Source organism: Actinoalloteichus fjordicus, assembly GCF_001941625.1.
GTDB classification, from domain to species: domain Bacteria; phylum Actinomycetota; class Actinomycetes; order Mycobacteriales; family Pseudonocardiaceae; genus Actinoalloteichus_A; species Actinoalloteichus_A fjordicus.
In genome coordinates, this window is record NZ_CP016076.1 from 3,253,330 (window position 1) to 3,274,628 (window position 21,299).

Sequence of the window (21,299 nt, forward strand, 5' to 3'; positions counted from 1 at the left end):
GCGGGCCGGACGCCGTGTCCGTGCCATCCATCGCGAGGGTTTCTGCCCGCCTCGGTGGTCACCTCGGCCCGCGACCAGGCTGCGGAGCCCCTGGCGGTCAGCCCGCCGAGGCCGCACGCAGGAGTCGGAGCTGGCCGATCTCGGCGACGTTCTTCGTCAGCTCGGTGTTGACCCAGGCGAGCATGTGGGCGACGGTCAGCTCCGGGCTGTCCCGCCACGGGAACGGCGCGGGCGCGTCCAGATCCGCGTCGGTGAGCCGATCCGACACCACGGCCCACTCGTCACGCAGCCCGCGCAGCCAGTCGATCGTCGGGGCACCGGGGCCGGGCCAGGCGATCTCGGTGCGGTCGCGGGGCGTCCTGCCCTGTGCGTGATCGATCGTCACACTCCACCACCACCCGACATGCCAGGTCAGCCACGCGATCGTCGGGACAGGGACCGGATCGGGCTCGACCTCGGCGAAGTCCGCCACCCAACCGCCGTCGGCGTCGGGCCGCATCGTCCAGCAGGGCCTGCCGGGCTCCCAGCCGAAGTCCGCAGGCGTCAGCTGCGCCAGGTGGAACTCCGTCAGTGCCCAGGTCAGGTCGAACTGCCAGCGCAGCAGCTCGGCACGGGATGTCGACATCGGCCGATCGTGTCACGCCCGCGACTCTGAGCCACAGTGCTTTTGTGCCCGCGCCTGCCTGCGGTGGTGTGCAGGCGGGCGCGGGCGGTCGTGGGATGTCGGGAAGCGGAGGTCTTGACCCGACGTGAGCGGCTGTGCTGATCTGTAGTTGGTCTGGACCAACTTCCCAGGAGGTCCCGTGTTTCCACGCTCGTCCCGTACCGCCGCCCTGGTCGCGCTGCTGTCCGCCCTCGCGCTGTCGGCATCGGGGACGGCGGTCGCAGCTGAGGAGGGCCCCGTGTCCACAGTGCCGATCGTGACTCCGACCCCGCAGCAGATCACGCCCAACGGCCGCGACGTCCGGGTGCCGCGCGAGGTCGCGCTGGTGCTCGGCGCCGAGGTCGACCAGTCGACAGAGGACCTCGTTCGCCGCACCCTCCGCCAGGCGGGCGCCCACGACATCCGAGTCGACGGACGCGCCGAACTCACCGTGGTGGTCGGTGCGATCGACGATCCGGTGGTCGCCGACGCGTTGGCGGACGCGGGCGGCGAACGACCCGACGAACTCGTCCCCGAGGGCTATTCGCTGGCGGGGGCGGCCCGCGGCCGAGGCGGCCTGGTGGCCCTGGCGGGCAACGACGGCGACGGCGTCTACTACGCCGCGCAGACCTTCCGGCAGCTCGCCCGCGACGGCGCCCTCGCTGCCGTGTCCGTCGTCGATCACCCCGTGATGGCCCTGCGCGGGAGCATCGAGGGGTTCTACGGCGCCCCGTGGTCACACGCCGACCGCCTCGATCAGCTGGCCTTCTACGGCGACGTCAAGGCGAACACCTACGTGTACACGCCGAAAGACGACCTCTACCTGCGCGAACGGTGGCGCGAGCCGTATCCGGCGGAGGACCTCGACGAACTCGAGGAGCTCGTCACCGAGGCGACCACCCATCACGTGCAGTTCACCTACGCCGTCTCGCCGGGACTGTCCATCTGCTATAGCGACCCGGCCGACCTCCAGAGTCTGACGGACAAACTGGACTCGCTCTATCAGCGCGGCGTCCGCAGCTTCTACGTCGCCTTCGACGACATCGACTACACCGAGTGGAACTGCGCAGGCGACCGGGAGCACTACGGCGAACCCGGTCAGGCGGCCGCAGGCCGCGCGCAGGCGGAGCTGCTCAACGCCGTTCAGCGTGGATATCTCGACACCCTGCCCGACGCCAACCCGCTGCAGATGGTGCCCACCGAGTACTCCGACGTCGAGGACTCGCCCTATAAGACGGTGCTGCGCGAGACGCTCGACGAGCGGATCGTCATTCAGTGGACCGGCACCGACGTCGTGCCGTCCTCGATCACCGTCGAGGACGCGGAGCGGGCCGCGCAGGTCTGGGGCCGCAAGGTCTACCTCTGGGACAACTACCCGGTGAACGACTTCGGGCAGACCGCAGGCAGGCTGCTGCTCGCCCCCTACGACAAGCGAGACGCCGAACTGGACTCGGCACTCAGCGGCATCGTGCTCAACCCGATGAACCAGGCCGCGCCGAGCAAGGTCGCGCTGTTCGGCGGCGCGTCGTTCGCGTGGAACAGCCGGGACTACGACGCCGACACGACCTGGCGGGCCGCCGCCGACTACCTGGCCGACGGTGACCCGGACACCGCACGTGCACTGCTCGCGTTCTTCGACACCTCGCACCTGGCGCCGACCTTCGGCGAGGTGCCGTGGCAGCCGCAGTCGCCCGCGCTCCAGGCCGAGATCGACGCGGTGCGTGACCAGCCGCACGGCGAGCCGCTGGACCGACTACGGGAGCGCGCGAGGCTGCTGGCCACCGCCTCGGAACAGATCCGGGCAGGCGTCGACGATCCGGCCTTCGCGGCCCAGACCAGGCCGTGGCTGGACGCGTTGACCCTGTGGGGCGGCGCCCTGGAGTCCACGATCGACGGCATCGACCGGGCCGAGGACGATCCGGCCGGTGCCGACCGGGCCTTCGCGCACGCGGCGGAGTTAGCCCGGGAGGCCGCGGCGATCCAGACGATCCCCGGCACGACGCGACCGCAGGGGCCGATCAAGATCGCCGACGGCGTGCTGGACGTCTTCATCGCCGACGCACCGGGGCTCGTCGGCCGAGGCTGAGCCTGCCTGCGAGCGGACCGACACCGGCTCGGGCGATCTCCTCGATCGTCCGAGCCGGTTCCGTCGTGGCGGTCGGCACCGGGCGGCTCTGTCCCCGCCTTCTGCGGCATCGACCTGGCAGCGGCCTGTCCGACGGCCACCGTCGCCGGAACCGGCCCCGTAGTGCAGGGGTCGGTGATCGTCCGCAGAAGCCGCGGCCGCCTTGATCGACTACGCGGGCGTCTGCTGATGGACGAGCAGTCGCCCGCCGTCGCCGTGTCGCAGGTAGGTGCTGGCCAGCGTGGCGGTGTACGTCGATGCGCCGCGCCGTCCCGCGAAGGTGTAGACGACGGTCGCGGTGTGCTCCGTCTCGACCAGCCGTTCGTCGGTGAACGAGGTCTCGTCCCAGCCCGGCGACGAGTTCATCGCGTCGATGCACTGAGCCTTGTCGAGCACGGCACCGGGGACGATCACGAGAGCGTCCTCGTGGAGGACGGCGGCGTAGTCCTCGCCGCTGCCGTGGGCCAATCGTCGCTCGACGGCAAGCAGCTCCTGCAGCACGGTCATATATACAGTGTACATATGGAGGCGGATAGACCGACGCTCACTCGACGGCGAGTCCTGGCTGAGGCGCTGGTACTGGTCGACACGGAGGGCACCTCGGCCTTGGGCGTGCGTCGTCTCGCCGCGCGGCTGGGCGTGACTCCGATGGCGCTGTACAACCACGTGGGCGGCAGACAGGACCTCGTCGACGGCCTGGCCGAGACCGTGCTGGCCAAGGCCCGCCTCAGCCCGGCGGATCGATCGCCCTACGAGACGATCGTCGCCCAGGCAGACGCGCTCTACCGCGCCTACCGCGCCCACCCGAACGTCGTGCCCCTGATCCGGCTCGCCTGCGGACGAGGCGACGAGATCGCCCATCCGTTCCTGGCCGTCGAGCAGGCCTGTCGGGCGGCCGGGCCCACGGCGGACCCGGTCGCGATCTGGATCTCGGTGAACGCGCTCGCCGCCGGGTTCGCCGAGTACGAGGCCGCCGGGCACGCGGTCGGCCACGACTTCGAGACCTCGTTCCGGTCCTCGGTGGAGACGCTCGTGCGGGGCCTGCTGCCTGCGGCACGGGCTCCGTCGTGATCCGCCCGGCTCCTGACGGCGGTGTTCGGCGGCAGTGCGGTGCGAACCGTCGCGGCGGCGTCGGTTCCGCTGCCGCCGGCTCAGGTGCACATCTTGTCGGCCACCGGTTCGGGACCCGCCTGCTGCGACACGTGGAAGGTCACGGGCAGGTTCTCCGCGCCGCGTCGGGACAGGTCGGCGATGCCGACGACGACGATCTCGATCCAGTTCTCGTCGCCGCCGGGGACGACCGTCGACTGACCGATCGCCAGTCCCAACGCGGTACACGTCTCACCCGGTGCCTCGACGAAGAAGTCCACGAACCCGGTGGTGCTGCTTCCGGTGCTGTCGTCGGCGCTGACCGCGACTCCGCCGCCGCCGGGCCCGGTCGCCCCGCCCGCCGCATACTTCGAGCCGTCCTGACTGGTCATCCCGAGGGCGGCCGTCACCCCGATGGTGACCGCGCCGTCCGATGTCTCGTTCGTGCCGAACAGCGGGACCACGAGTTCCCGTGGATCGGGCGGTGACGTGCTCGGTGTCGGTGTCCCCGACGGGCGGTCGGAACGCGGCGAACCGGGCTCCGACGACGGCGGGACGTCCGGCAGCGTCGACTGATCGACGCTGCCGAGCGGCGACTGTCGTGTCTGCTGGAGGACGGCCAGCCCGATCAGGGCCGCTCCGGCGATCGCCGCCGCTGCCAGCGTCCTGCCGAGCGTACGAGGCAGCGGACGACGCGGGCGCGAGGCGTACGCCTTCCCGGCGGGTGCGGACGTCGGACCTCGAGTGAGGGCGAGCCTGCTGACGCCGCCGGTGGCGAGACGTTGGGGGAGCGGCCTGCCCAGCGCGCCGAGTTCGCTCTCGGCGTGCCGGTGGATCTCGTCCATCGTCAACGGGGTCGGTGCGGAGAGCGCCCGCAGCAATGCCGCGGTGAAGGCGGTGTTGCGGTGCCCCCGTGGCGCGTGCGAGGGAGTGGTCGCGGTGGTAGAGGTGAGGATGTAGGTGCCCTCGAGGTCCAGCTGGCCCGCCACGAGGGCTGCCGGGCTCGCCATGGCGTTGACCGCTCGACCCGAGAAGCAGCAGTCCAGGATCAGCACCCGTGCTCGCGCCCGCGACCGGCTCAGACCGCGTTTGATCACGTCCAGCGGCAGCGCTGTGAAGTCCAACAGCTGCGGATCGGTATGAGCGGCGGCCAGATAGAGCGCGCCGTCGTCGTCGAGCATGCCGTGACCCGCGTAGTAGACCAGGAGCAGGTCGACGGCCTCCTTGCCCGCGCGGGACAGCGTCGCACCGACGTGCGCGGTGTCTGTCCGGCCTGCCTCGTCGAGGTCGAGTACGACGCAGTGCTCATCGGGGTCGCTGCCGAACAGACCGCGCAGTGGGTCGCGGAACGCCGCCTGCAGGTCGGCGAGGTTGTTGCGCACCGAGGGGATCGGAGGGAGGTCGTCGGAGCCGAAGGCGCTCGCTCCGATGAGGACCACCCGGCTGGCGCCGCCGTCGGCGAACCAGATGTCGGCCATGCGCCTTCACTCCCGCTCGGGTGCGGTCAGCTGTTCGACCTCGCGGATCACCGCCACCGGATTCCGCGCCCGCTGCACGTCGACGTGGACCTGTCGGCCGTCCGGCGCCGTGACGGTGATGGTGACGTCGGATCGGCGTTGGACCAGCCAGGTCGACATCGACCGGGCCACCACCGCGCCGGTTCCCCCGGCGCCGAGTGCCACCAGCAGGACGTCTGCCAGCGCGCCCATCTCGCCCTCGGCGCCGGGGCGGCGCCGGAGCTCGAGTCTGCCCCGCAGCGCGTTCTCCCGAACCAGCCAGTTCCGGAGTGCGCCCAGCTGGTCCGACATCCCGGGTCCGCGCACGGCGAGACTCAGCGCGGCAGGGGCGATCGCGTCGGCGGAGCGGTCGATCGGGTGCATGAGGTCATCATGCCACCGTGGGTGATCAGGCGGCTTCGAACAGTTCGTCCGCGACGGAGTCGGGGGCCAGGCTCGTCGAGATCGGCGGGCGGACGTCGTTCACGCGGACGGGTCGACCTGTCGTCCGCCACGCGGCACAATCACGGCGGTGACCATCACCACGCGCACCAACTGGTCGGGCAGCGTCACCTTCGCCGCGGACCGGGTCGAGTCGCCTCGTTCCGTCGATCAGGTTCGAGAGCTGGTGACCGGCTCCCGCTCGGCCCATGTGGTGGGCGCGGGCCACTCCTTCAACCGGATCGCCGACACCACCGGGACGTTGATCTCGCTCGACGACCTGCCTGCGGTGTTCGACCTTCGCCAGGACACCGTGCGCGTCGGCGCAGGCATGCGGCTCGCCGAGCTGGCGGCCCGGCTGCACGCCCACGGCGTGGCGCTGCCCGCCCTGCCGTCCCTGCCGCACATCACGGCCGCCGGGGCCTGCGCCACCGCGACCCACGGATCGGGTACGGCGATCGGCTCCCTCGCGGGCCTGGTCAGATCGGTGGACCTCGTCACTGCCGACGGCTCGACGCTGCGGCTGGACACCACGGACGAGGACTTCGCGGGCTCGGTGGTGTCGCTCGGCGCGCTGGGCGTCGTCGTGGCGATGGAGCTGGCCGTGTGTCCGGCGTTCGACGTGGCACAGCGCGTCTTCCAGGACATGCCGTGGGAGGCGCTGGTGACGAATCTCGACGCGGTGCTCTCCTGTGCCTACAGCGTGAGCGCGTTCACCACCTGGAGCGGCACGGCGGAGGTGTGGACCAAGGTGCGCACCGGCGACCCGTCCGCCGACCTGCGCTGGACCGGCGCCCGCGAGGCGACCGAGCCCCGCCACCCCGTGCCCGGCCAGCCCGCGCACCACTGCACGACCCAACTCGGCGAGCCCGGCCCGTGGCACGAACGGCTGCCGCATTTTCGGGCGGACTTCACCCCCAGCGTGGGAGCGGAGCTGCAGTCCGAGTACTTCGTCGCCCGCGAGCACGCTCCCGAGGCGCTCCGCGCGCTGGCAGACCTGCACGCCGAGTTCGCCCCGGTGCTGCTGACCTCGGAGATCCGCACCATCGACGCCGACGAGCACTGGCTGAGCCCGACCTACCGACGACCCAGCGTGGCGGTGCACTTCACCTGGCGGCCCGACGCCGCAGCGGTGGGCCGGATCGTGCTGCGGATCGAGGAGGCCCTCGCGCCGTGGGCGACCAGGCCGCACTGGGGGAAGCTGTTCGCCCTGCCTCCGGAGGTGCTGCGCGCCCGATACGAGCGCTGGGACGACTTCCGTGCCCTCCTCGACAGGCACGACCCGACGAGGAGGTTCCGCAACGACCTCGTCGAGGGCTGGTTCGGCTGACGCTCGCCGAGCCTGCGGCTCGCCGACGGCCGGGCGTGTCCCGGGACGAGGCGATCGGTGGGCGGAGGCGCCGACGGCTTCGCTGCTGTCGCCGTCGGATCCGGGCAACCCGGCGCGGTGGGCGTCCGCAGACGGGGGCAGGCGGTCCAGCCTGCTCCGGTCTCGTAGGGTCTGTCGCGTGGAGCGGTTGCAGCAGTTGACGAGCCCGAAGATCGCGGCCGAGTGGCCGGTGGACACCGCGACGATCGCGGTGGTCGGCGCCGACGGTGCGCTGTTGGGGCAGTACGGCGACCTGGACCGGGTGTACCCGCTCGCCTCGGTCACCAAGCTGCTGACGGCCTATGCCGTGCTGATCGCCGTAGAAGAGGGCGCGGTGGAGTGGGATCACCCCGCGGGCCCGGCAGGCTCGACGCTGCGCCACCTGATCGCCCACACCTCGGGCCTCGCCTTCGAGGGCGGCACGACGGTCGCCGAGGTCGGCGCGAAACGCGTCTACTCCAACGGCGGGTTCGACCTGCTCACGGCGACGGTCGAGGAGGCGTCGGGGATCTCCTTCGCGTCGTACCTGGCCGAGGCGGTGCTGGAGCCGCTCGGAATGTCGAGCACGGTGTTGGCCGGCAGCCCGGCGGCGGGAGCCGTCGCCAGCGGGGCCGATCTGGTCCGATTCGCCGCGGAACTGCAGTCGCCGCAGCTGGTGTCACCGGAGCTGGTGAGCGAGGCGACCACCGTGGCGTTCCCCGGCCGGGACGGAGTGCTGCCCGGTTACGGGATGCAGCGTCCCAACGACTGGGGCCTCGGCTTCGAGTTGCGCGACGGCAAGGAGCCGCACTGGACCGGGACGCTCACCTCGCCGTCGACGTTCGGCCATTTCGGTCAGTCCGGCACCTTCCTCTGGGTGGACCCCGTGCTCAAGGTCGCCTGTATCGCCCTGACCGACCGCGTGTTCGGCCGGTGGGCGATCCGGGCCTGGTCCGAGTTCAACGATGCACTGGTCACCGAACTGCGTGGGCGATCATGAGGCCTCCTGACCTGGTGGTCTTCAGCGCGCGGGCTGAGCGAGCCGCTGCGCCGAGCTCGGCCGGTCGACGGTCCGGCGTCGCTCCGTACGGAGTCGAGACCAGTCGCGGGCGGCTCGGCGACTGAGCCGGTCCGCACCGATCGCTGTGCCACCATTGCGAGACGTCCGAGTCGGCTCGGATGATCGACCTTCCGCGACGCGAGTGCGGCACGCCGCCGCCTTGCCGCCCCGGACTCGTCGGGCGTATCGCCGCCTGCCGACGGCGCGGCAGCCGGTGACGTGGAGACCCGCACCTTCGGTGCGGCGGCGATCGGGCGGCTCGTGTCGGCGGGCTACCCGGCGCTCGACCCTGCCGCGCCGTTCGAACCCGTCAGATAGCGGGCGACGGTCGCACGCAGTTGATCGGCGTGCTGGTAGATCTCCTCGGCGTGGGTGATCGGGATGCGCGTCTCGTTCTTCGCCGCGTCGAACACGCCGAGGTACTTCTGAGACCTGTTGAACCACAGTCGCGCGATCGGTCTGCGGTTGTTGTCGTCGAGCAGCACGCCGAAGTACGTCTTGGTGTCTCGAGCCGTGATCCGAGCGGCTTGCACCTCGCTGCACACGATCGCCCGGACGATGCGGAAGCCCTCCAGCTCCTCCTCGGTCGTGAGAATGCCGCGACGTGCCTCACCTGCCTCCTCGTCGACGTCCGCAGGCGCTTCGCCGGAGTCGGTGATCGTCGGCCCGCCGAGGTCCGCCGCACCCATGTCGTCGAACGGGGCGACCCGGCCGCTGACGTATCCGCCCGAGGAGCCGAGGGCCGTCTTCAAACGATCGTTGACCTGTTCGGTGAGGAACTGGCGCATCGCCTTGTCCACCAGCGGCAGGAACTGATCACGGACGCGCTGCGTGAACGAGCGTTCATAGACGCGAGTGGTCAGGAACCGAACCCACTCGTCGTCGGGCTCGGTGAACTGCGCGGCGAGGACCCGCTTGATCCTTCCGACGTACTTGAGTTCGCCCGCGGCGTTGATCACGGAGTCCAGATCGAAGGACTCCTTGGTCAGCTTCGCCAACTCCGGTAACAGCGTCTCGTCGATGTCGGTGAGATCGAAGATCAGGAACGGCTTGTCGTCCATCCGGTTCGGTGCGTCGAGATCGGTGTAGAAGTGGTAGGTCTCGCCGTTGGTCAGGATTGCGATTCGTGCGTTCGTGACCGCGAAGTACCGGAACAGCTGCGAGGCATGTTCGATGCGGAGCGGGTCGTTGACCTTCTTGGCCTCGACGAGCACCTGGACCTCGCCATCGTGCACGATGGCGTAATCGACCTTCTCGCCCTTCTTCATCCCGACGTCCACGGTGAACTCCGGGATCACCTCGGCGGGATTGAAGACGTCGTAGCCGAGAACGGAGCTGATGAAGGGCATGACGAAGGCATTCTTCGTCGCCTCTTCCGTCTCGACGCTCCCCTTGTGCTGATGGACCTTCAGCGCCAGTTCCTGCGTCCGCTCCGCAATGTCCATGCCGCTGATCCTCTCGCCGGGAACATGAGCTCGCGCAGTGCGTCGGTTCTCTCGTCGCGGGAATCCGGTATTCGCGGCGGGATGGCCTTCGATCAACTGCACGAGCTGGATCGAGAGTGCGCGGCCCGGTGTTAGCGAAGTCGACCGCTCTGTCACCGGGCTGTTTCGTATTCGTGTCATCGCCGGTTCTCGCTCGGCGAGGAGGCCGCTCCCGACCGATGAGGCGGCCGGCCCCTCGGATTTGGAACGGACACCGACTCGACAGACTCCGCTTGTCCGACCGATGTCGGGACAAGCCGGTACGGCACGACGTTCCCCGGCGAGTGACGGGCCCGCGGTGAGCCGGTCGCCTCGGCCGCCCTGCTGATCTGCGATGCGAGGGGAGGGGAGGCGGGCGCGATCGCGTCGCCGTTCGGAACGGGTCGACGATGCCACCGGGGACGTCACCCAGCTGACGGTGGAGGTGTCCTACGACGACGGCGAGAGCTGGGCCACTGTGCGTACCCGGTCGGCGGACGGGTGCCTCTCCGACCAGCAGTCGGAGGCTGTCGACTCGCGGTGGGTCGTGCGCCCCGACGCCGAGGGCAACACCGCAGGACGCGATCTGCGCCTACCCGCTCTCCGCCCGGCGAGTGAGGTGATCGGGGAAGCGGCGGTCCGGTGGGGGACACGGCCGCCGCCCCGATGCACCCGACGGCGGCTACCGCATCGGCTCGACGCTGAACGGCCTGCGTTCGTGGGTGCGCTGGTGCTCGGGGAACATCGAGATGAAGAACTCCGACCAGCCGCCCATCCGGACCCGGAGGAGGTCGTACTTCTCCGGATCACGGCAGGCCGCGGCGAAGGTCTCCGGGTTCGCACAGGTCACGGTGAGCAGATTGGACCCGGCGCCCTGCGCGAAGGTACGAAGGACCTCCTTCAGCACACCGAGATCGAAGTCCTCCCTGATGTTGAAGTCGGTGGGCGCGGTGTCCCAGAGCTCGGCGGAACCCGCGCCGCTGAGGCTCTTCAACACCGTCAGGAACTCGGCATCCTGATGGTCGACGGGCCGGTCACCGGGACTGGGCGTGGGGCTGAGATCGGTGGCCAGCGGCTCGCCGGCACGGCGTCCCTCCGCCGACGCCCCCGCAGCGGCACCGAACTCCAGGTAGTTCTCGAAGGTGCCGACCCCAGGCTGCATCTGGAGACCGAAGGGATGTTCGGCCGTGCCGTACCGCCCGGCCAGCTCGACCATGGTGCGCGCGGTCGGGGCGGCGGGATCGGTGAACACGCCCAGCACCGTCGTGGACATCCGCTGGAGGAAGTCGTTCCCGAAGGAGTCGACCTCCGGATTCCCTCGGCCGTACTTCGGCAGCACCAGCGCGGCCGCTCGGATGTCACGGAAGCGTTCGGCGCGTTCGGCGATCCGGCCCTCGCCCGCCAGTGTGCTGACGAACGGCTCCACCATGGACTCGCCCCAGTCGCACATCAGCGCCTCGACGAGTTCCGGCAGGGAGGTCACCGCCGTCGTCGGATCGAAGACGAGGCGCCGCACGGCGTACAGCGAGTTGATGGCGTTGGGCAGCGCGGTGAAGCAGGGCGCGATCACGTTGTAGCGGGCGCCGCCCGCGTAGTAGTCCATGCCCTTCTCGACGCAGTCGTCGACGAAGACCGACAGCAGCGGGGACGGGCACACGTCGCTCATCTGCCCGTACAGTCCCAGCATTCCGTCGGCCTGCTTGGCGTACATCCAGGACAGGTGGGTGAAGAACAGGTCCAGCACCTCGTCGAAGGAGGCGATCTCACCGGGCTTCGGCGAGGTGAACGACACCCGCTGGCCTCGGAAGAACATCGGTCCCGCCGTCAGCCACGACTTGCCCTGATTGAGGGTGGCCTCCAGGACCTGCAGGGTGTTGACGTTGCCGAGGGTGAACCAGTTCTTCCCCACGAACTGCGGTTCGTAGCAGCCGTCGCAGGCGTAGTCTCGCGCGACGCTCAGCGGCACGGTGCTGCGCCACTTCTCCCCCGCCTTCTCGGCCACCGGGGTGAACTCCGTCGGCCCTCGGCCCGCGCCGATGTCCTCCCCGCTGCGCACGAGTCCAGGGATGACCTTCTCGTCGTTGATCAGGATCGGATGGGCACCGCCGCTGATGAGTGCGAGTGCCGACTCGTCCAGGTACTCCTGCGGAATGTCGGACCGCACTCGGAGGGACAGGCAGGGCGCGTTCAACGGCAGTCGGCGGGCCGCCCGAAGACAGAGCATCGTCATGCGGTTGTAGGCGGGCCTGCCTGCCCCCGGCTCGTCGTCGGCCAGCGTGCCGCCGACGGTGATCTGCTGCACCCACTGGTTGTTGGACCCGCCCTGCGGGTAGTTCCCCGCCGCGCCGCCCATCGCCATGTTGCCGTCCGGCTGGTGATCGTCGACGAACATGCGGTTCCAGAGCACGCTCTCGCCGAGCTTGACCCACAGGCAGTCGATGATCTCCTGTGCCTGGTCGTCGTCGATCTCGCCCAGGGCGAGATCGCGATCGTAGAAGGGCTGGAGGAGCTGGTCGAGCCTGCCGATCGCCGTCGGTTCTCCGATCAGGTGGAGGCACGAGTGCAGGGTGAAGATCAACTGGGTGGCCTCGACGAGGCTCTCCGGCGGATTCACGGCGAGCCTCCGCATCCTCGCCTCGACGTCGGTGAGGTTGCGCCGTTCGGTCTCCAAGGAGACGGGCAGCTCCGCTGCGGTGTCCGCTGCCAGGTCGGCGAAGGCCAGGCAGTGTGCCTGGACCCCCTCCAACGCGAGGCGGGTGGCGAGGTAGAACTGCCGCTTCTGTTCATCGGTCGCTTCGGCCAGCCGGGTCGCGACGTCGTCGATGAGTCCGCCAAGCCCGTGGTCCAGCAGCCGCTGGTAGTCGGGGACGACGTGTCCGACCCCGGAGGCATGACCGAGGTTGCGGAAGAAGTTGCCGAGCTTCTCGTCCTGCCGGATGTAGTCCACGACGTACTTGCCCTGGCCGAGCCCGAGAGCGGGCATGCCGCCGACGATGATCTCCAGTGGATCGAGGTGATAGGTGTCGGCGCCGTTCACCCAGTTGCCCGCCGCGTCGGTCGTGCGTCCTCGAAAGCCGTACTCCTTGCTGGCGAACACACTGCCCAGACTGAGCTTCACGGCCCAGCCCATACGCTCCGTCACCGGGCGGTTCATGATCTCCGCCGCGCGTTCGGCACCGAACTCCTTCGCCACGAGGACCGACAGGTGCCCCGGCTCCGGCTGAACGCGGTCGAAGTACCAGTTGTCCTGCCAGCGGGAGAAGGTCTTGCTCAGCAGCCGGAGCACTCGTTTGGACGGCGGCAGGAAACGCTGCCGATCGTCCCCGGCCATGGTGGTCATGCGGAACAGGTAGTCGCGGTGGTTGTAGTACATGTAGCCGTTGCGCGACCGCTCGGTGAAATGGCGGTCGAGGCGATTCCAGTCCATACCGGGGAATTCGTCCCAGCCGACGTCGGACAGGTTCGCCAGAGTGATGGGCGCCAGCTCCAGGGCGGTCTGACTCGGAATGAAGTAGAAGCCGCCGATGTCGGCGTGTGCGGAGGTCAACAGGCGGTCGGCCATGTATCCCGGCTGGTCGCCGATCTGGGTGGACATGATCGATTCCAGGACGCGGACGTCCTTGGCGTAGCCCGCGAAGTAGACGCCGTGCTCGTCACGCAGGCTCGCACCCTTACGGCGCAGGTCGTCGCGACTGACGGCGTCGGAGGTGCCGTAGGGCAGGCCGAGCCGCAGGATTCGCATCGTGTCACCCGCGTCGCCCTGCGCTCGGGAGCACTTGATGTGGCTGCGTTCGTCCCTGGTCGGCACGATGATGTCCTCGGCCGTGCGGCCGACGAGATCCTCGATCTGGTCCGGACCCATGTTGAGGATGTGGTCCCAGTTGAAGGCGAAACGCTGAGCGAGGACGAAGGAGGATCCCGCGTACGCCGGGTCCTCGTTGCCGACGATCGTGTGGCCCTCGATGGTCACCGGATCGGTGGGGTTGTTCAGGTTCTCGGAGAATCGACAGCCGAGCACCTTCCCGCCGAGCTTGTCCTTGCGTACCGACTTCGTCGCCGCCTCCTGGGACACGGTCCGAGCCGGGTCGACGCAGCCGCTGTCGGCCAGCAGCTCTGACACCAGTTCGAACACGGCGGCACAGTCGCCGTCGCGGTCTGACTTCAGGTGGAACCACAGATCGGCCTGTGAATCGGCGAAGGTGCCACGGGATCGCTCGAAGACGTCCGAGGTGCTGCCCGCGTCGCTCGACGCCGAGGGGAAGAGCATGGTCATGCCCGTCGGCGGTGCGACGCCCTCCTGCTCGCAGATCTCCAGCCACAGCCGGAAACCGACGCCGACGACCGCCGTCGTGTTGGCGTCGCCGTAGCGCTCGTGGATCGTCTCGCGGACCGTGGACATCACCCCGGACAGCAGTGCTCTGGTGACGGGGGAGCCGTTCGGCGCTCGCCAGAAGGTGGCGAAGAGGGCGTGCGGCGACGGATAGACCAGGCCGGGCTGGACATGTCGCCAGACCTCGTGTCCCTCCAACACGTTCTCCGGGGGAACGGGGCGGGCTGTCGGCCCTGGGCGGGGGCTGGGGACGGTGGTCTGCGCCGAGTCGGTGCTGGTCGATGAATCGGGCACGGGGGAACCTTTCTCGTCGCAGGGCTGCGGCGGCGTCCGCGTATCACGCGGACACGGATCGGGTGGAATGCGTCGAGTCGCCGCCTGGAGGGAACGTCTGAAATGCGCAGCGGAGCGAGAACGCACAGAAAATGAATCTGGTTGTTGTCTTCGGGTCGGGCCGGACACTCCGAAGTTCGGTGTCCGGGCAAGTGCTCACGAGTCGGCGCGCGTTACCGGGCGAACGACGAGGTGGCACGGCATCGCGAGGCTTGCGCCGAGGAAGCGGCCGTGCCGTCGGACGGACAGTCGAGACTGGCGACGACGGCGATCGGGTTCCTCCGAAAAGCGGCGACGCGAGAAGGGAAGATTCTTACTTGTAATAGTGTTTCCCGTGCGTAGGTCAGGCAACCGACAAGTTAGTCGTCGGCCCGTCGCCGTGTCATCCCTCGGTCGGGGGATTTGACCGGGTGATCTGATCCGTGATTCCTATTCACATTCTGCTCGACGCCTCGATCCGAATCCGCCGCCCGGTCATCGGTGCAGGGATGTCGACGGGCGAGCTCGCGCCCGGCCCGGCTGCTGCGGTGCCCGGATTCGCCCTCGCGCAGGCCGGGTAGCCGAGGAGACGAGCGACGACCAGAAGGAGGAGGGACGGATCATGGCACGACAGGAGTTCTCGCCCGGCGACGCCGTCGAGTGGAGCAGCCACGGCAGTACGGCGGCGGGCGAAGTGCGCGAGAAGATCACCGACGACACCGAGGCGGCGGGGCGCACCGTGCGTGCCTCGGCGGACGACCCGCAGTACCGCGTGCGCAGTGCCAAGAGCGGGCGGGACGCCGTGCATCGGCCGGACGCACTGCGCAGGCGACGTTCGTGATGCGGTGGGGTGTCAGCTCGCGTCATCCTGGACGGACGGTCGAACCCGAGGTCACGCACTGCGCCCGGCACACCCGTTCGTGACGGGACTGCCACGGACCTCACGCGCGGTCGTCGTGCTGCCATCCGTCGACCGGGGAGTCGGAGCGACTCGATACGGCGGTATCGGCGTCGAGAGCGATCGAAGCGACCCTTCCGTTGCCTGCCGCACAGCCTCGGGGAGGACGGCGCTGATCGCCGGGTGCTCCCCAAGGCCGTCGACGTCGGGCCTGCGGCGATGAACCAGGCCGCCGCGACATACGCCGCACCGCGAGCGGTGCACCAGAACGCGCGGTGCATCGGCGCGCTGGTCAGAGACGCATCATGACCGCCTTGGTCTCGGTGTAGGCGTCCAGGACGTCGGTGCCGTGTTCGCGACCGATGCCGGACTCCTTGAAGCCTCCGAAGGGCATGGTGCCGCTGGTCATCTCGCCCCAGGTGTTGACCCAGACCGTGCCGACGCGCAACGCCGCGGCGGTGCGGTGCGCGGTGGACAGATCGCGAGTCCAGACGGAGGCGGAGAGGCCGTACACCGTGTCGTCACCCAGCCGGACGGCGTCGTCGGCGTCGGTGAAGGACATGATCGCCGCCACCGGACCGAAGATCTCCTCCTGCGCGATGCGCATGTCGTTGGTGACGTTCTCGATCAGGGTCGGCGGAAGGAACAGCCCGGTCTCACCGAGGGGTCGACCGCCGAGAGCGATACGGGCGCCGTCCTCGCGTGCCACGTCGAAGTAGGAGACGACCCGGTCGAAGTGCTCTCGGTGGGCGATCGGCCCCATGACGGTGTCGGGATGGAACGGATCACCGGGAACGTAACGGCCGAGCTCCTCGGCCAGGAGTTCGCCGAACTGCTCTCGGACCGGCTCTTGGACGAGGACGCGAGTGCCGGAGACACAGCCCTGGCCGCTGCCGCCGCAGAACGCCAGTGCCGCCGTCGCCGCGGCGGCCCGCAGGTCCGCATCGGCGAACACGATGGTCGGCGACTTGCCGCCCAGTTCGAGGGTGACCCGGGTGAGGGTGTCCGCCGAGGCCGTCAGGATGCGCTTGCCGACCGGCCCCGATCCGGTGAAGGAGACCTTGTCCACACCAGGGTGCGCGACGAGGGCGGCGCCGGTGACGGGCCCGGTGCCGGTGACGACGTTGACCACTCCGGCGGGCAGGTCCGTCTCGGCGAGCAGCGCCGCGAACCGCAGCGCGCTCAGGGGACTCTGCTCGGCGGGCTTCAGGACCACGGTGTTGCCGGTGGCCAGCGCGGGCGCGAGCTTCCACGACGTCTGGAGCATGGGGCCGTTCCAGGCGGTGATCGCCGCGACGACCCCGAGCGGCTGCCGCAGGACATAGTCCAGTCGGGACGGGTCCCCGGGGCCGGTCTGGCCGTAGATCTTGGTGGGCCAGCCCGCGTAGTGGCGGAACACCTCCACCGCGTGGTCGACCATCAGCAGGCTCCCCGCCAGCGGAGCACCCATGTCGAGGGTGTCCAGCGTCGCGAGTTCCTCGCGGTGCGCCTCGATGACGTCGGCGATCTGGAACAGCAGTCTGCTCCGGGCCTGTGGGCTGATCGCCGACCACGACGGGGCCTCGAACGCGGCCCGCGCCGAGGCGACGGCGGCGTCCACGTCGGCGGTGCCTGCGGCCGAGATCGCGGTCAGCACCGTCTCGGTGGTCGGATCGATCGTCGGGAAGGTCTCCTGAGTCTGTGCAGGCCGCAGGCGCCCGCCGATGAACAGGCCGTGCGGGCCGTCGTCGAGGAACGCGGGGCGAGGTCGCGGGGTCGCCGCGTCGAGGAACGGGGGAGTGGTCACGACGTCTCCAGGTGGTGCGAGCTGGGCGGATCGGGCCGGAATCGGGTTCGCGGCTCGACGTCGACTCTGCGGACCTCTGGCCGACGCCGGGTCGGCACTTCCTGCCTAGGAACGCCGGTCCCACCCACGGCGGGGCAGGCGAGAGGACAGTGGCGGGTGTGGACGACAGAGACACCCGTGAGTTCGCCGAGTTCCTCCGCGCGCGCCGTGCCCGCCTGCGTCCACAGGACGTCGGGCTCGAACCGGGTCCGCGCCGCAAGGTCGTCGGCCTGCGCCGGGAGGAACTGGCCCTGCTGGCCGGGGTGAGCACCGACTACTACCAGCGCATGGAGCAGGGCAGGCATCTTCGGCCCTCTGACGAGGTGCTCGACGCGCTGGCCAGGGCCTTGGCGCTGACCGACGACGAGACTCGGCACCTGCACACCCTCGCGCGCGCCGTCCGACGTCCGGTGCGGCCCGAACGCAGCAGGCGGTCACCGGAGCAGGTGCCCGAGACGACTCGACGACTGCTGCACACCATGAGCGGACCCGCGATGGTGTTGGGGCGTCATCTCGACGTACTCGCCTGGAACCCGTTGGCAGGCGCCCTCTTCGGCGGCCTGGACGGGTCCGCCCGCCACGAGCGGAACGTGTTGACGGCGTTGTTCCACCACCCGGATGCCCGGGAGGTCTGCCCGGACTGGGAGGCCAGTGCCATCGAGTACATCGGAATGCTGCGTGCCTCGGTCGCCGCCGATCCGGATCACCCTCGAGCCCGCAGGCTGGTCGGCGACCTGAGCGTCCGCAGCCAGGACTTCCGGCGGCTCTGGGCTCGGCACGACGTTCGGGAGCAGACCCGAGGCACCAAGACCTTCCGGCATCCGATGGTCGGCGGGCTGACGCTGGACTGGGACGCCTATCCGCTGCCGGGGCGCCCCGGACCGGTGCTCATGGCCTATACCGCCGTTCCGGACAGCGCCGATGCCGAGCGGCTGCAACTGTTGGCAGGACTGCTCTCCCCGCCGCCGACACCGTCCCGAGGAGTCGCCACCGAGGTCCTCGGGCTCGGCCCGCGGGTCGGCTCCGAACGGGACTGAACCGCACCCGGAACAGGCGACACGGTCCGACGTGGCCTCTTCTCGGGCTGGACGGTTCCTGGCAGCCGGGGTGGCCGATCGGGGCCGCGCATCGGTGTACGAACCGGAGCCCGAGTGCCGACGCCGGTGACCTGTCGTGTTCGTACGGCGACTGGCGGGTGTCCGCATCGCACCCGACGGAGGTCTCCGGCGACGGTCCGGACACAGAACGCCGTCGAATCGTTCGAACCGGGCTGTTCGGCAGGCCGACCGTGAGAGGCTCCCGCTCGAGCGCAGGTCAGGTGCCTTGCTCCGCCGAGACGCCAGGCGTCGCCGGTGTGCGAACAGCCGAGCGTCGTCGTGGGCCGACGGGTTGATCGCGGGTGAACTCGGTTCAGCGCAGCGGTACTCGACTGCGCTGCGCGACCCTGGGGTGGAGGTGACGTGTCCTTGAGCTGGCTGATCTGGCCTGTCGGTGTGGTGGTGCTGCTCGCCGCAGGCTTCGCCTCGGCGCTGCTGCCCCGATCACGGGGCAGGCGGCAGCGACGACGGCTGTCCTGGTCCACGGCACGGGCGGCGATCGCGAGCGCGGCCGTGAGCCGGGACGCTGCCGTCACGCGGGTCCCGGAGGCGGAGGACCTGCTCCTGCGCGCCGAGCTGATCGCCGCCGAGCACGGCGGGGTGGCGGCGGCGTCGACGGCGACGGAACACGCCCGACGGGCGGACCGGCTGTGGCGGGGTGAGCGACCGTGATCGGACGAGTGCTGTCCCGGTGGCATGGCGCGCTGCGATGGGGCGCGCTCGCCGCCGCCGCCGTCATCCTCATCGTCTTCCTCTTCGCCCAGCAGCAGCGCATCGACGTCAGTTACGGGCAGTCGCCCTCCTCGTCGACTCCCGTCGAGGAGGGCTCGGCGGGGGAACTCGGCGACGTGGGAGTCCCTTCCGTCGAGGAGATGACGGAGCTGGTGCGAGCCGACCCGGTGGTGCGGCTGCCCGGCTCGATCGCCGAGTGGGACCAGACCCGGGTCGATGAGGCGATCGGCGACTCCGACGTGCGCATCCTCGTCGCACCCCCCGGCCTCGACGAGGCGGAGCAGGACAGGGTGCGCGAGGTGGAGAACGCGACGATCCGGGTGCTGGGCACCGAGGTGTCCGGCGGGATGTACGGGGTGTCGACCACCACCCTGCCGGAGTGGCAGGTCCAGTTCGCCACCGGAGACGTGACGGGCATGCTGATCGCCCTGATCGCCGCGTTGCAGGAGGAGCCGAGCCCCGATGAGCCCGGCGATCCGCTCGAGGTGCGGGAGCCGAGCGAGGCGGAGCTGGCCGAGGTCGCGGCCGACCTGCGCGCGAGCGGGGTGTACATCGCCGAGGGTGCGACGTTGACCGACGTCCCGGCGGAGGCCTCGGCATCGGCGTTCCCGGACGGCGCCCTGTACGTCGCCTTTCCCCGGCAGTCCTTCGGGGAGCCGATGGCGCGGTACGGACCCGCGCTCGCGGAGCTCTTCCCCGACACCTCGATCGTGGTGATGTACGGCTATTGGATCGAGTACCACGGCCCTGGCGCCGAGGACTTCGGCGACGTGGTCGCGGCGAGCGTCTACAGCCGGTTCCAAGAGCGCATCAGCACCTACGCCTACCCCCAGCGCAACATCCTCTTCGTCTACCTGAACCGGGTGACCGACGTGCGGTATGCGGGACTGTTCGATCGCCCGCTGCCGTACCAGCCCTTCGATCCGCTGCGGGTCGCGCTGCCCGCCCTGCCGTGGCTGTTCGTGGTCTGCGTCCTGGCATTCCTCGTGTTGTCGTCTCGGCTGCTGCGGCGGCCGGTCTCGGCCGGAACAGCCGCAGGCGACCGGGTCCGCCACACCGCCGCGCCCGCCAGGCTGGCCGGCCTCACCACCCTGGCCGTCGAGGTGTCCGCGCTGACCGACGAGACGAGCGATCCCTCGCTGACCAGGGGGATCAGTCAACTCCATGCCGCGCGCGAGGCGTTAAGGCAGAACCTGCCGGAGCGGCACGTCCACGAGCTGCTGGACAAGGCCGAGGTCGAGTTCGACGACACCGCCACGGCGATGGGGCGAGACGACTATCGGCCCGACGACTATCTGCAGGGCAGGCCGGTATGAGGCGGCGTCACGGGTTCTCCGACTCACGGTTCACGCTCGCCGTCCTCGGCCTGCTGATCCTCGCGGGCTGGGCACTCTGGTCCGGCGGCATCCTCGACGGTCCCCTCGCCAGGGACCTTCGCACCTCCTCGGTCTACGCGGCACCCGGCGTCGAGTTGGACGAGGACGCTGCGGAGCGGATCCTCGGCAATCGCCGGGTGGCGGTGGGGGTCCTGGAGCCCGGAGCCGATCTGCGGGAGGGCTGTCACAGCGTGCGCGGCGCGGCCAACGGCACCGTGGTGCTGATGATCAGTCGGGACGACGACGAGTTCGCCACCTATGGCTGCGCGCTGCTTCCCGACGCCGATGACGAGAACTTCGGCCGGGCGTTCGTCGCGGAGATGACGATCGGCAGCGGCATCGACCAGTTCGTCGACCAGCCGTTGGAGGCGATGAAGCTCATCGCGATCAACTATGACGGGCTGGTGCGGGCCGGGACCGTACCGGACGGTGCGCGGACCATCAGTCCGTCGTTACCCCGGTACCTCGTCGCGGGCGCGGCGGTCGCGGCGGTCGTGCTCGGCTCCGCACTGGTGTACGTGACCGCCTATCGGACGGGTCGGTCTGCGGTGCTGCGGCGGGGTCGTCGGGAGGCGGTCGACGACGCACGCAGCGAGCTGACCGCTGCCGCGAGCGTCCTGGCGGGGCAGATTCTCGAACTCGACAGGCAGTACGTCCTGGTCACGGGCGGCTCGGGGCGCGGCAAGGCGCCGGTCTCCCGACAGACCGCGGCGCAACGACGGGAGTTCGCCGCCCGGTACCGGCGGGTGGTCTCGGACTACACCGAACTGCTCACCGAGATCACGAGACTGGACGCGGGGTCGGGCCGGAACGTCGAGCAGCTGGTGGCGCGGGTGGAGGCGATGACCGCGCGGTGTCGGTCCCTGGCCTTCCTGCGGGTGCGCGACCGCTGAGGACGTCGAGCCCCGCGACCGGTCTTCGGGTGCGGGGCGGCGTCGCCCTGCCACCCCGCCGCTCGGCAGGCCGCGAGTCTCGCCTCCTCGGCGGCCGTCGTCGACGGACGATCTCCTCCGGAGTCGACGCGCAGGGCCGGGCCGGGTGCCCCTGCGCAGTGGTTGCATCGT

16 protein-coding genes are annotated in these 21,299 nt (G+C 70.0%); 9 read left to right on the forward strand and 7 right to left on the reverse strand.

All coding sequences use genetic code 11. From position 1 onward, the window contains the following. Positions 1-97: 97 nt before the first annotated feature. Positions 98-625 (reverse strand): DinB family protein, encoded by a 528-nt coding sequence (locus tag UA74_RS14440; protein WP_075740776.1) that lies wholly within the window; start codon positions 623-625, stop codon positions 98-100. 178 nt (positions 626-803) lie between these two features. Between UA74_RS14440 and UA74_RS14445 the strand changes: the two genes are divergently transcribed. After that, the gene (locus UA74_RS14445) at positions 804-2,729 is read left to right on the forward strand and encodes a beta-N-acetylhexosaminidase family protein (RefSeq protein ID WP_083683207.1); all 1,926 of its coding nucleotides are present in this window, start codon (positions 804-806) and stop codon (positions 2,727-2,729) included. Between the two features lie 210 nt (positions 2,730-2,939). On the opposite strand, the gene UA74_RS14450 is transcribed toward UA74_RS14445, so the two are convergent. After that, positions 2,940-3,275 (reverse strand): nuclear transport factor 2 family protein, encoded by a 336-nt coding sequence (locus UA74_RS14450; RefSeq protein ID WP_075740777.1) that lies wholly within the window; start codon positions 3,273-3,275, stop codon positions 2,940-2,942. A 15-nt stretch (positions 3,276-3,290) separates the two neighbouring features. Here UA74_RS14450 and UA74_RS14455 point away from each other — a divergent pair, with 15 nt between their 5' ends. After that, on the forward strand, positions 3,291-3,839 hold the full coding sequence (locus UA74_RS14455; protein WP_075740778.1) for a TetR/AcrR family transcriptional regulator: 549 nt from the start codon (positions 3,291-3,293) through the stop codon (positions 3,837-3,839). An 80-nt stretch (positions 3,840-3,919) separates the two neighbouring features. On the opposite strand, the gene UA74_RS14460 is transcribed toward UA74_RS14455, so the two are convergent. After that, positions 3,920-5,335 carry a caspase family protein gene (locus UA74_RS14460; RefSeq protein ID WP_075740779.1) on the reverse strand — a complete coding sequence of 472 codons (1,416 nt, stop codon included), beginning with the start codon at positions 5,333-5,335 and terminating at the stop codon, positions 3,920-3,922. Positions 5,336-5,341: 6 nt separating this feature from the next. Further along, positions 5,342-5,737, reverse strand: coding sequence for an effector-associated constant component EACC1 (locus UA74_RS14465; RefSeq protein WP_075740780.1), 396 nt, complete (start codon positions 5,735-5,737; stop codon positions 5,342-5,344). Positions 5,738-5,885: 148 nt separating this feature from the next. On the opposite strand from UA74_RS14465, the gene UA74_RS14470 reads away from it, so the two are divergent. Further along, entirely contained in the window at positions 5,886-7,124 is a 1,239-nt protein-coding gene (locus tag UA74_RS14470; protein ID WP_075740781.1) for a D-arabinono-1,4-lactone oxidase, read from the forward strand. 196 nt (positions 7,125-7,320) lie between these two features. Then, positions 7,321-8,142 (forward strand): serine hydrolase domain-containing protein, encoded by an 822-nt coding sequence (locus UA74_RS14475; RefSeq protein ID WP_075743823.1) that lies wholly within the window; start codon positions 7,321-7,323, stop codon positions 8,140-8,142. Between the two features lie 332 nt (positions 8,143-8,474). Here UA74_RS14475 and UA74_RS14480 read toward each other — a convergent pair whose 3' ends face one another. Both UA74_RS14480 and UA74_RS14485 read right to left on the reverse strand, forming a co-directional pair. Then, positions 8,475-9,647: a type I restriction endonuclease gene (locus UA74_RS14480; protein ID WP_075740782.1), complete on the reverse strand. Its 1,173-nt coding sequence runs from the start codon at positions 9,645-9,647 to the stop codon at positions 8,475-8,477. 700 nt (positions 9,648-10,347) lie between these two features. After that, positions 10,348-14,289 carry a Dyp-type peroxidase gene (locus UA74_RS14485; protein WP_232237760.1) on the reverse strand — a complete coding sequence of 1,314 codons (3,942 nt, stop codon included), beginning with the start codon at positions 14,287-14,289 and terminating at the stop codon, positions 10,348-10,350. 640 nt (positions 14,290-14,929) lie between these two features. Here UA74_RS14485 and UA74_RS14490 point away from each other — a divergent pair. After that, on the forward strand, positions 14,930-15,148 hold the full coding sequence (locus UA74_RS14490; protein WP_075740783.1) for a hypervirulence associated TUDOR domain-containing protein: 219 nt from the start codon (positions 14,930-14,932) through the stop codon (positions 15,146-15,148). Positions 15,149-15,497: 349 nt separating this feature from the next. On the opposite strand, the gene UA74_RS14495 is transcribed toward UA74_RS14490, so the two are convergent. After that, positions 15,498-16,991, reverse strand: a complete 1,494-nt coding sequence (locus UA74_RS14495; protein ID WP_075740784.1) for an aldehyde dehydrogenase family protein — start codon at positions 16,989-16,991, stop codon at positions 15,498-15,500. Positions 16,992-17,149: 158 nt separating this feature from the next. Here UA74_RS14495 and UA74_RS14500 point away from each other — a divergent pair, with 158 nt between their 5' ends. The 4 genes from UA74_RS14500 (at position 17,150) to UA74_RS14515 (ending at position 21,128) form a co-directional block, all read left to right on the forward strand. Further along, positions 17,150-18,067, forward strand: coding sequence for a helix-turn-helix domain-containing protein (locus tag UA74_RS14500; RefSeq protein WP_075740785.1), 918 nt, complete (start codon positions 17,150-17,152; stop codon positions 18,065-18,067). A 423-nt stretch (positions 18,068-18,490) separates the two neighbouring features. Beyond that, a complete protein-coding gene (locus UA74_RS14505) occupies positions 18,491-18,799 on the forward strand; it encodes a DUF6403 family protein (RefSeq protein WP_075740786.1) in 309 nt (102 codons plus the stop codon). Then, positions 18,796-20,175 (forward strand): hypothetical protein, encoded by a 1,380-nt coding sequence (locus UA74_RS14510; protein ID WP_232237761.1) that lies wholly within the window; start codon positions 18,796-18,798, stop codon positions 20,173-20,175. The genes UA74_RS14505 and UA74_RS14510 overlap by 4 nt, the downstream gene beginning before the upstream one ends. Continuing rightward, positions 20,172-21,128: a hypothetical protein gene (locus tag UA74_RS14515; protein ID WP_232237762.1), complete on the forward strand. Its 957-nt coding sequence runs from the start codon at positions 20,172-20,174 to the stop codon at positions 21,126-21,128. Before UA74_RS14510 ends, UA74_RS14515 begins: the two co-directional genes overlap by 4 nt. The last annotated feature ends 171 nt before the right edge of the window (positions 21,129-21,299 follow it).

What these genes read in the sequence shown, in the direction of transcription:
- UA74_RS14450 (WP_075740777.1), bottom strand. Translation starts at nt 3,275, where the DNA reads ATGACCGTGCTGCAGGAGCTGCTTGCCGTCGAGCGACGATTGGCCCAC.
- UA74_RS14455 (WP_075740778.1), top strand. Translation starts at nt 3,291, where the DNA reads ATGGAGGCGGATAGACCGACGCTCACTCGACGGCGAGTCCTGGCTGAG.
- UA74_RS14480 (WP_075740782.1), bottom strand. Translation starts at nt 9,647, where the DNA reads ATGGACATTGCGGAGCGGACGCAGGAACTGGCGCTGAAGGTCCATCAG.
- UA74_RS14460 (WP_075740779.1), bottom strand. Translation starts at nt 5,335, where the DNA reads ATGGCCGACATCTGGTTCGCCGACGGCGGCGCCAGCCGGGTGGTCCTC.
- UA74_RS14440 (WP_075740776.1), bottom strand. Translation starts at nt 625, where the DNA reads ATGTCGACATCCCGTGCCGAGCTGCTGCGCTGGCAGTTCGACCTGACC.
- UA74_RS14515 (WP_232237762.1), top strand. Translation starts at nt 20,172, where the DNA reads ATGAGGCGGCGTCACGGGTTCTCCGACTCACGGTTCACGCTCGCCGTC.
- UA74_RS14465 (WP_075740780.1), bottom strand. Translation starts at nt 5,737, where the DNA reads ATGCACCCGATCGACCGCTCCGCCGACGCGATCGCCCCTGCCGCGCTG.
- UA74_RS14490 (WP_075740783.1), top strand. Translation starts at nt 14,930, where the DNA reads ATGGCACGACAGGAGTTCTCGCCCGGCGACGCCGTCGAGTGGAGCAGC.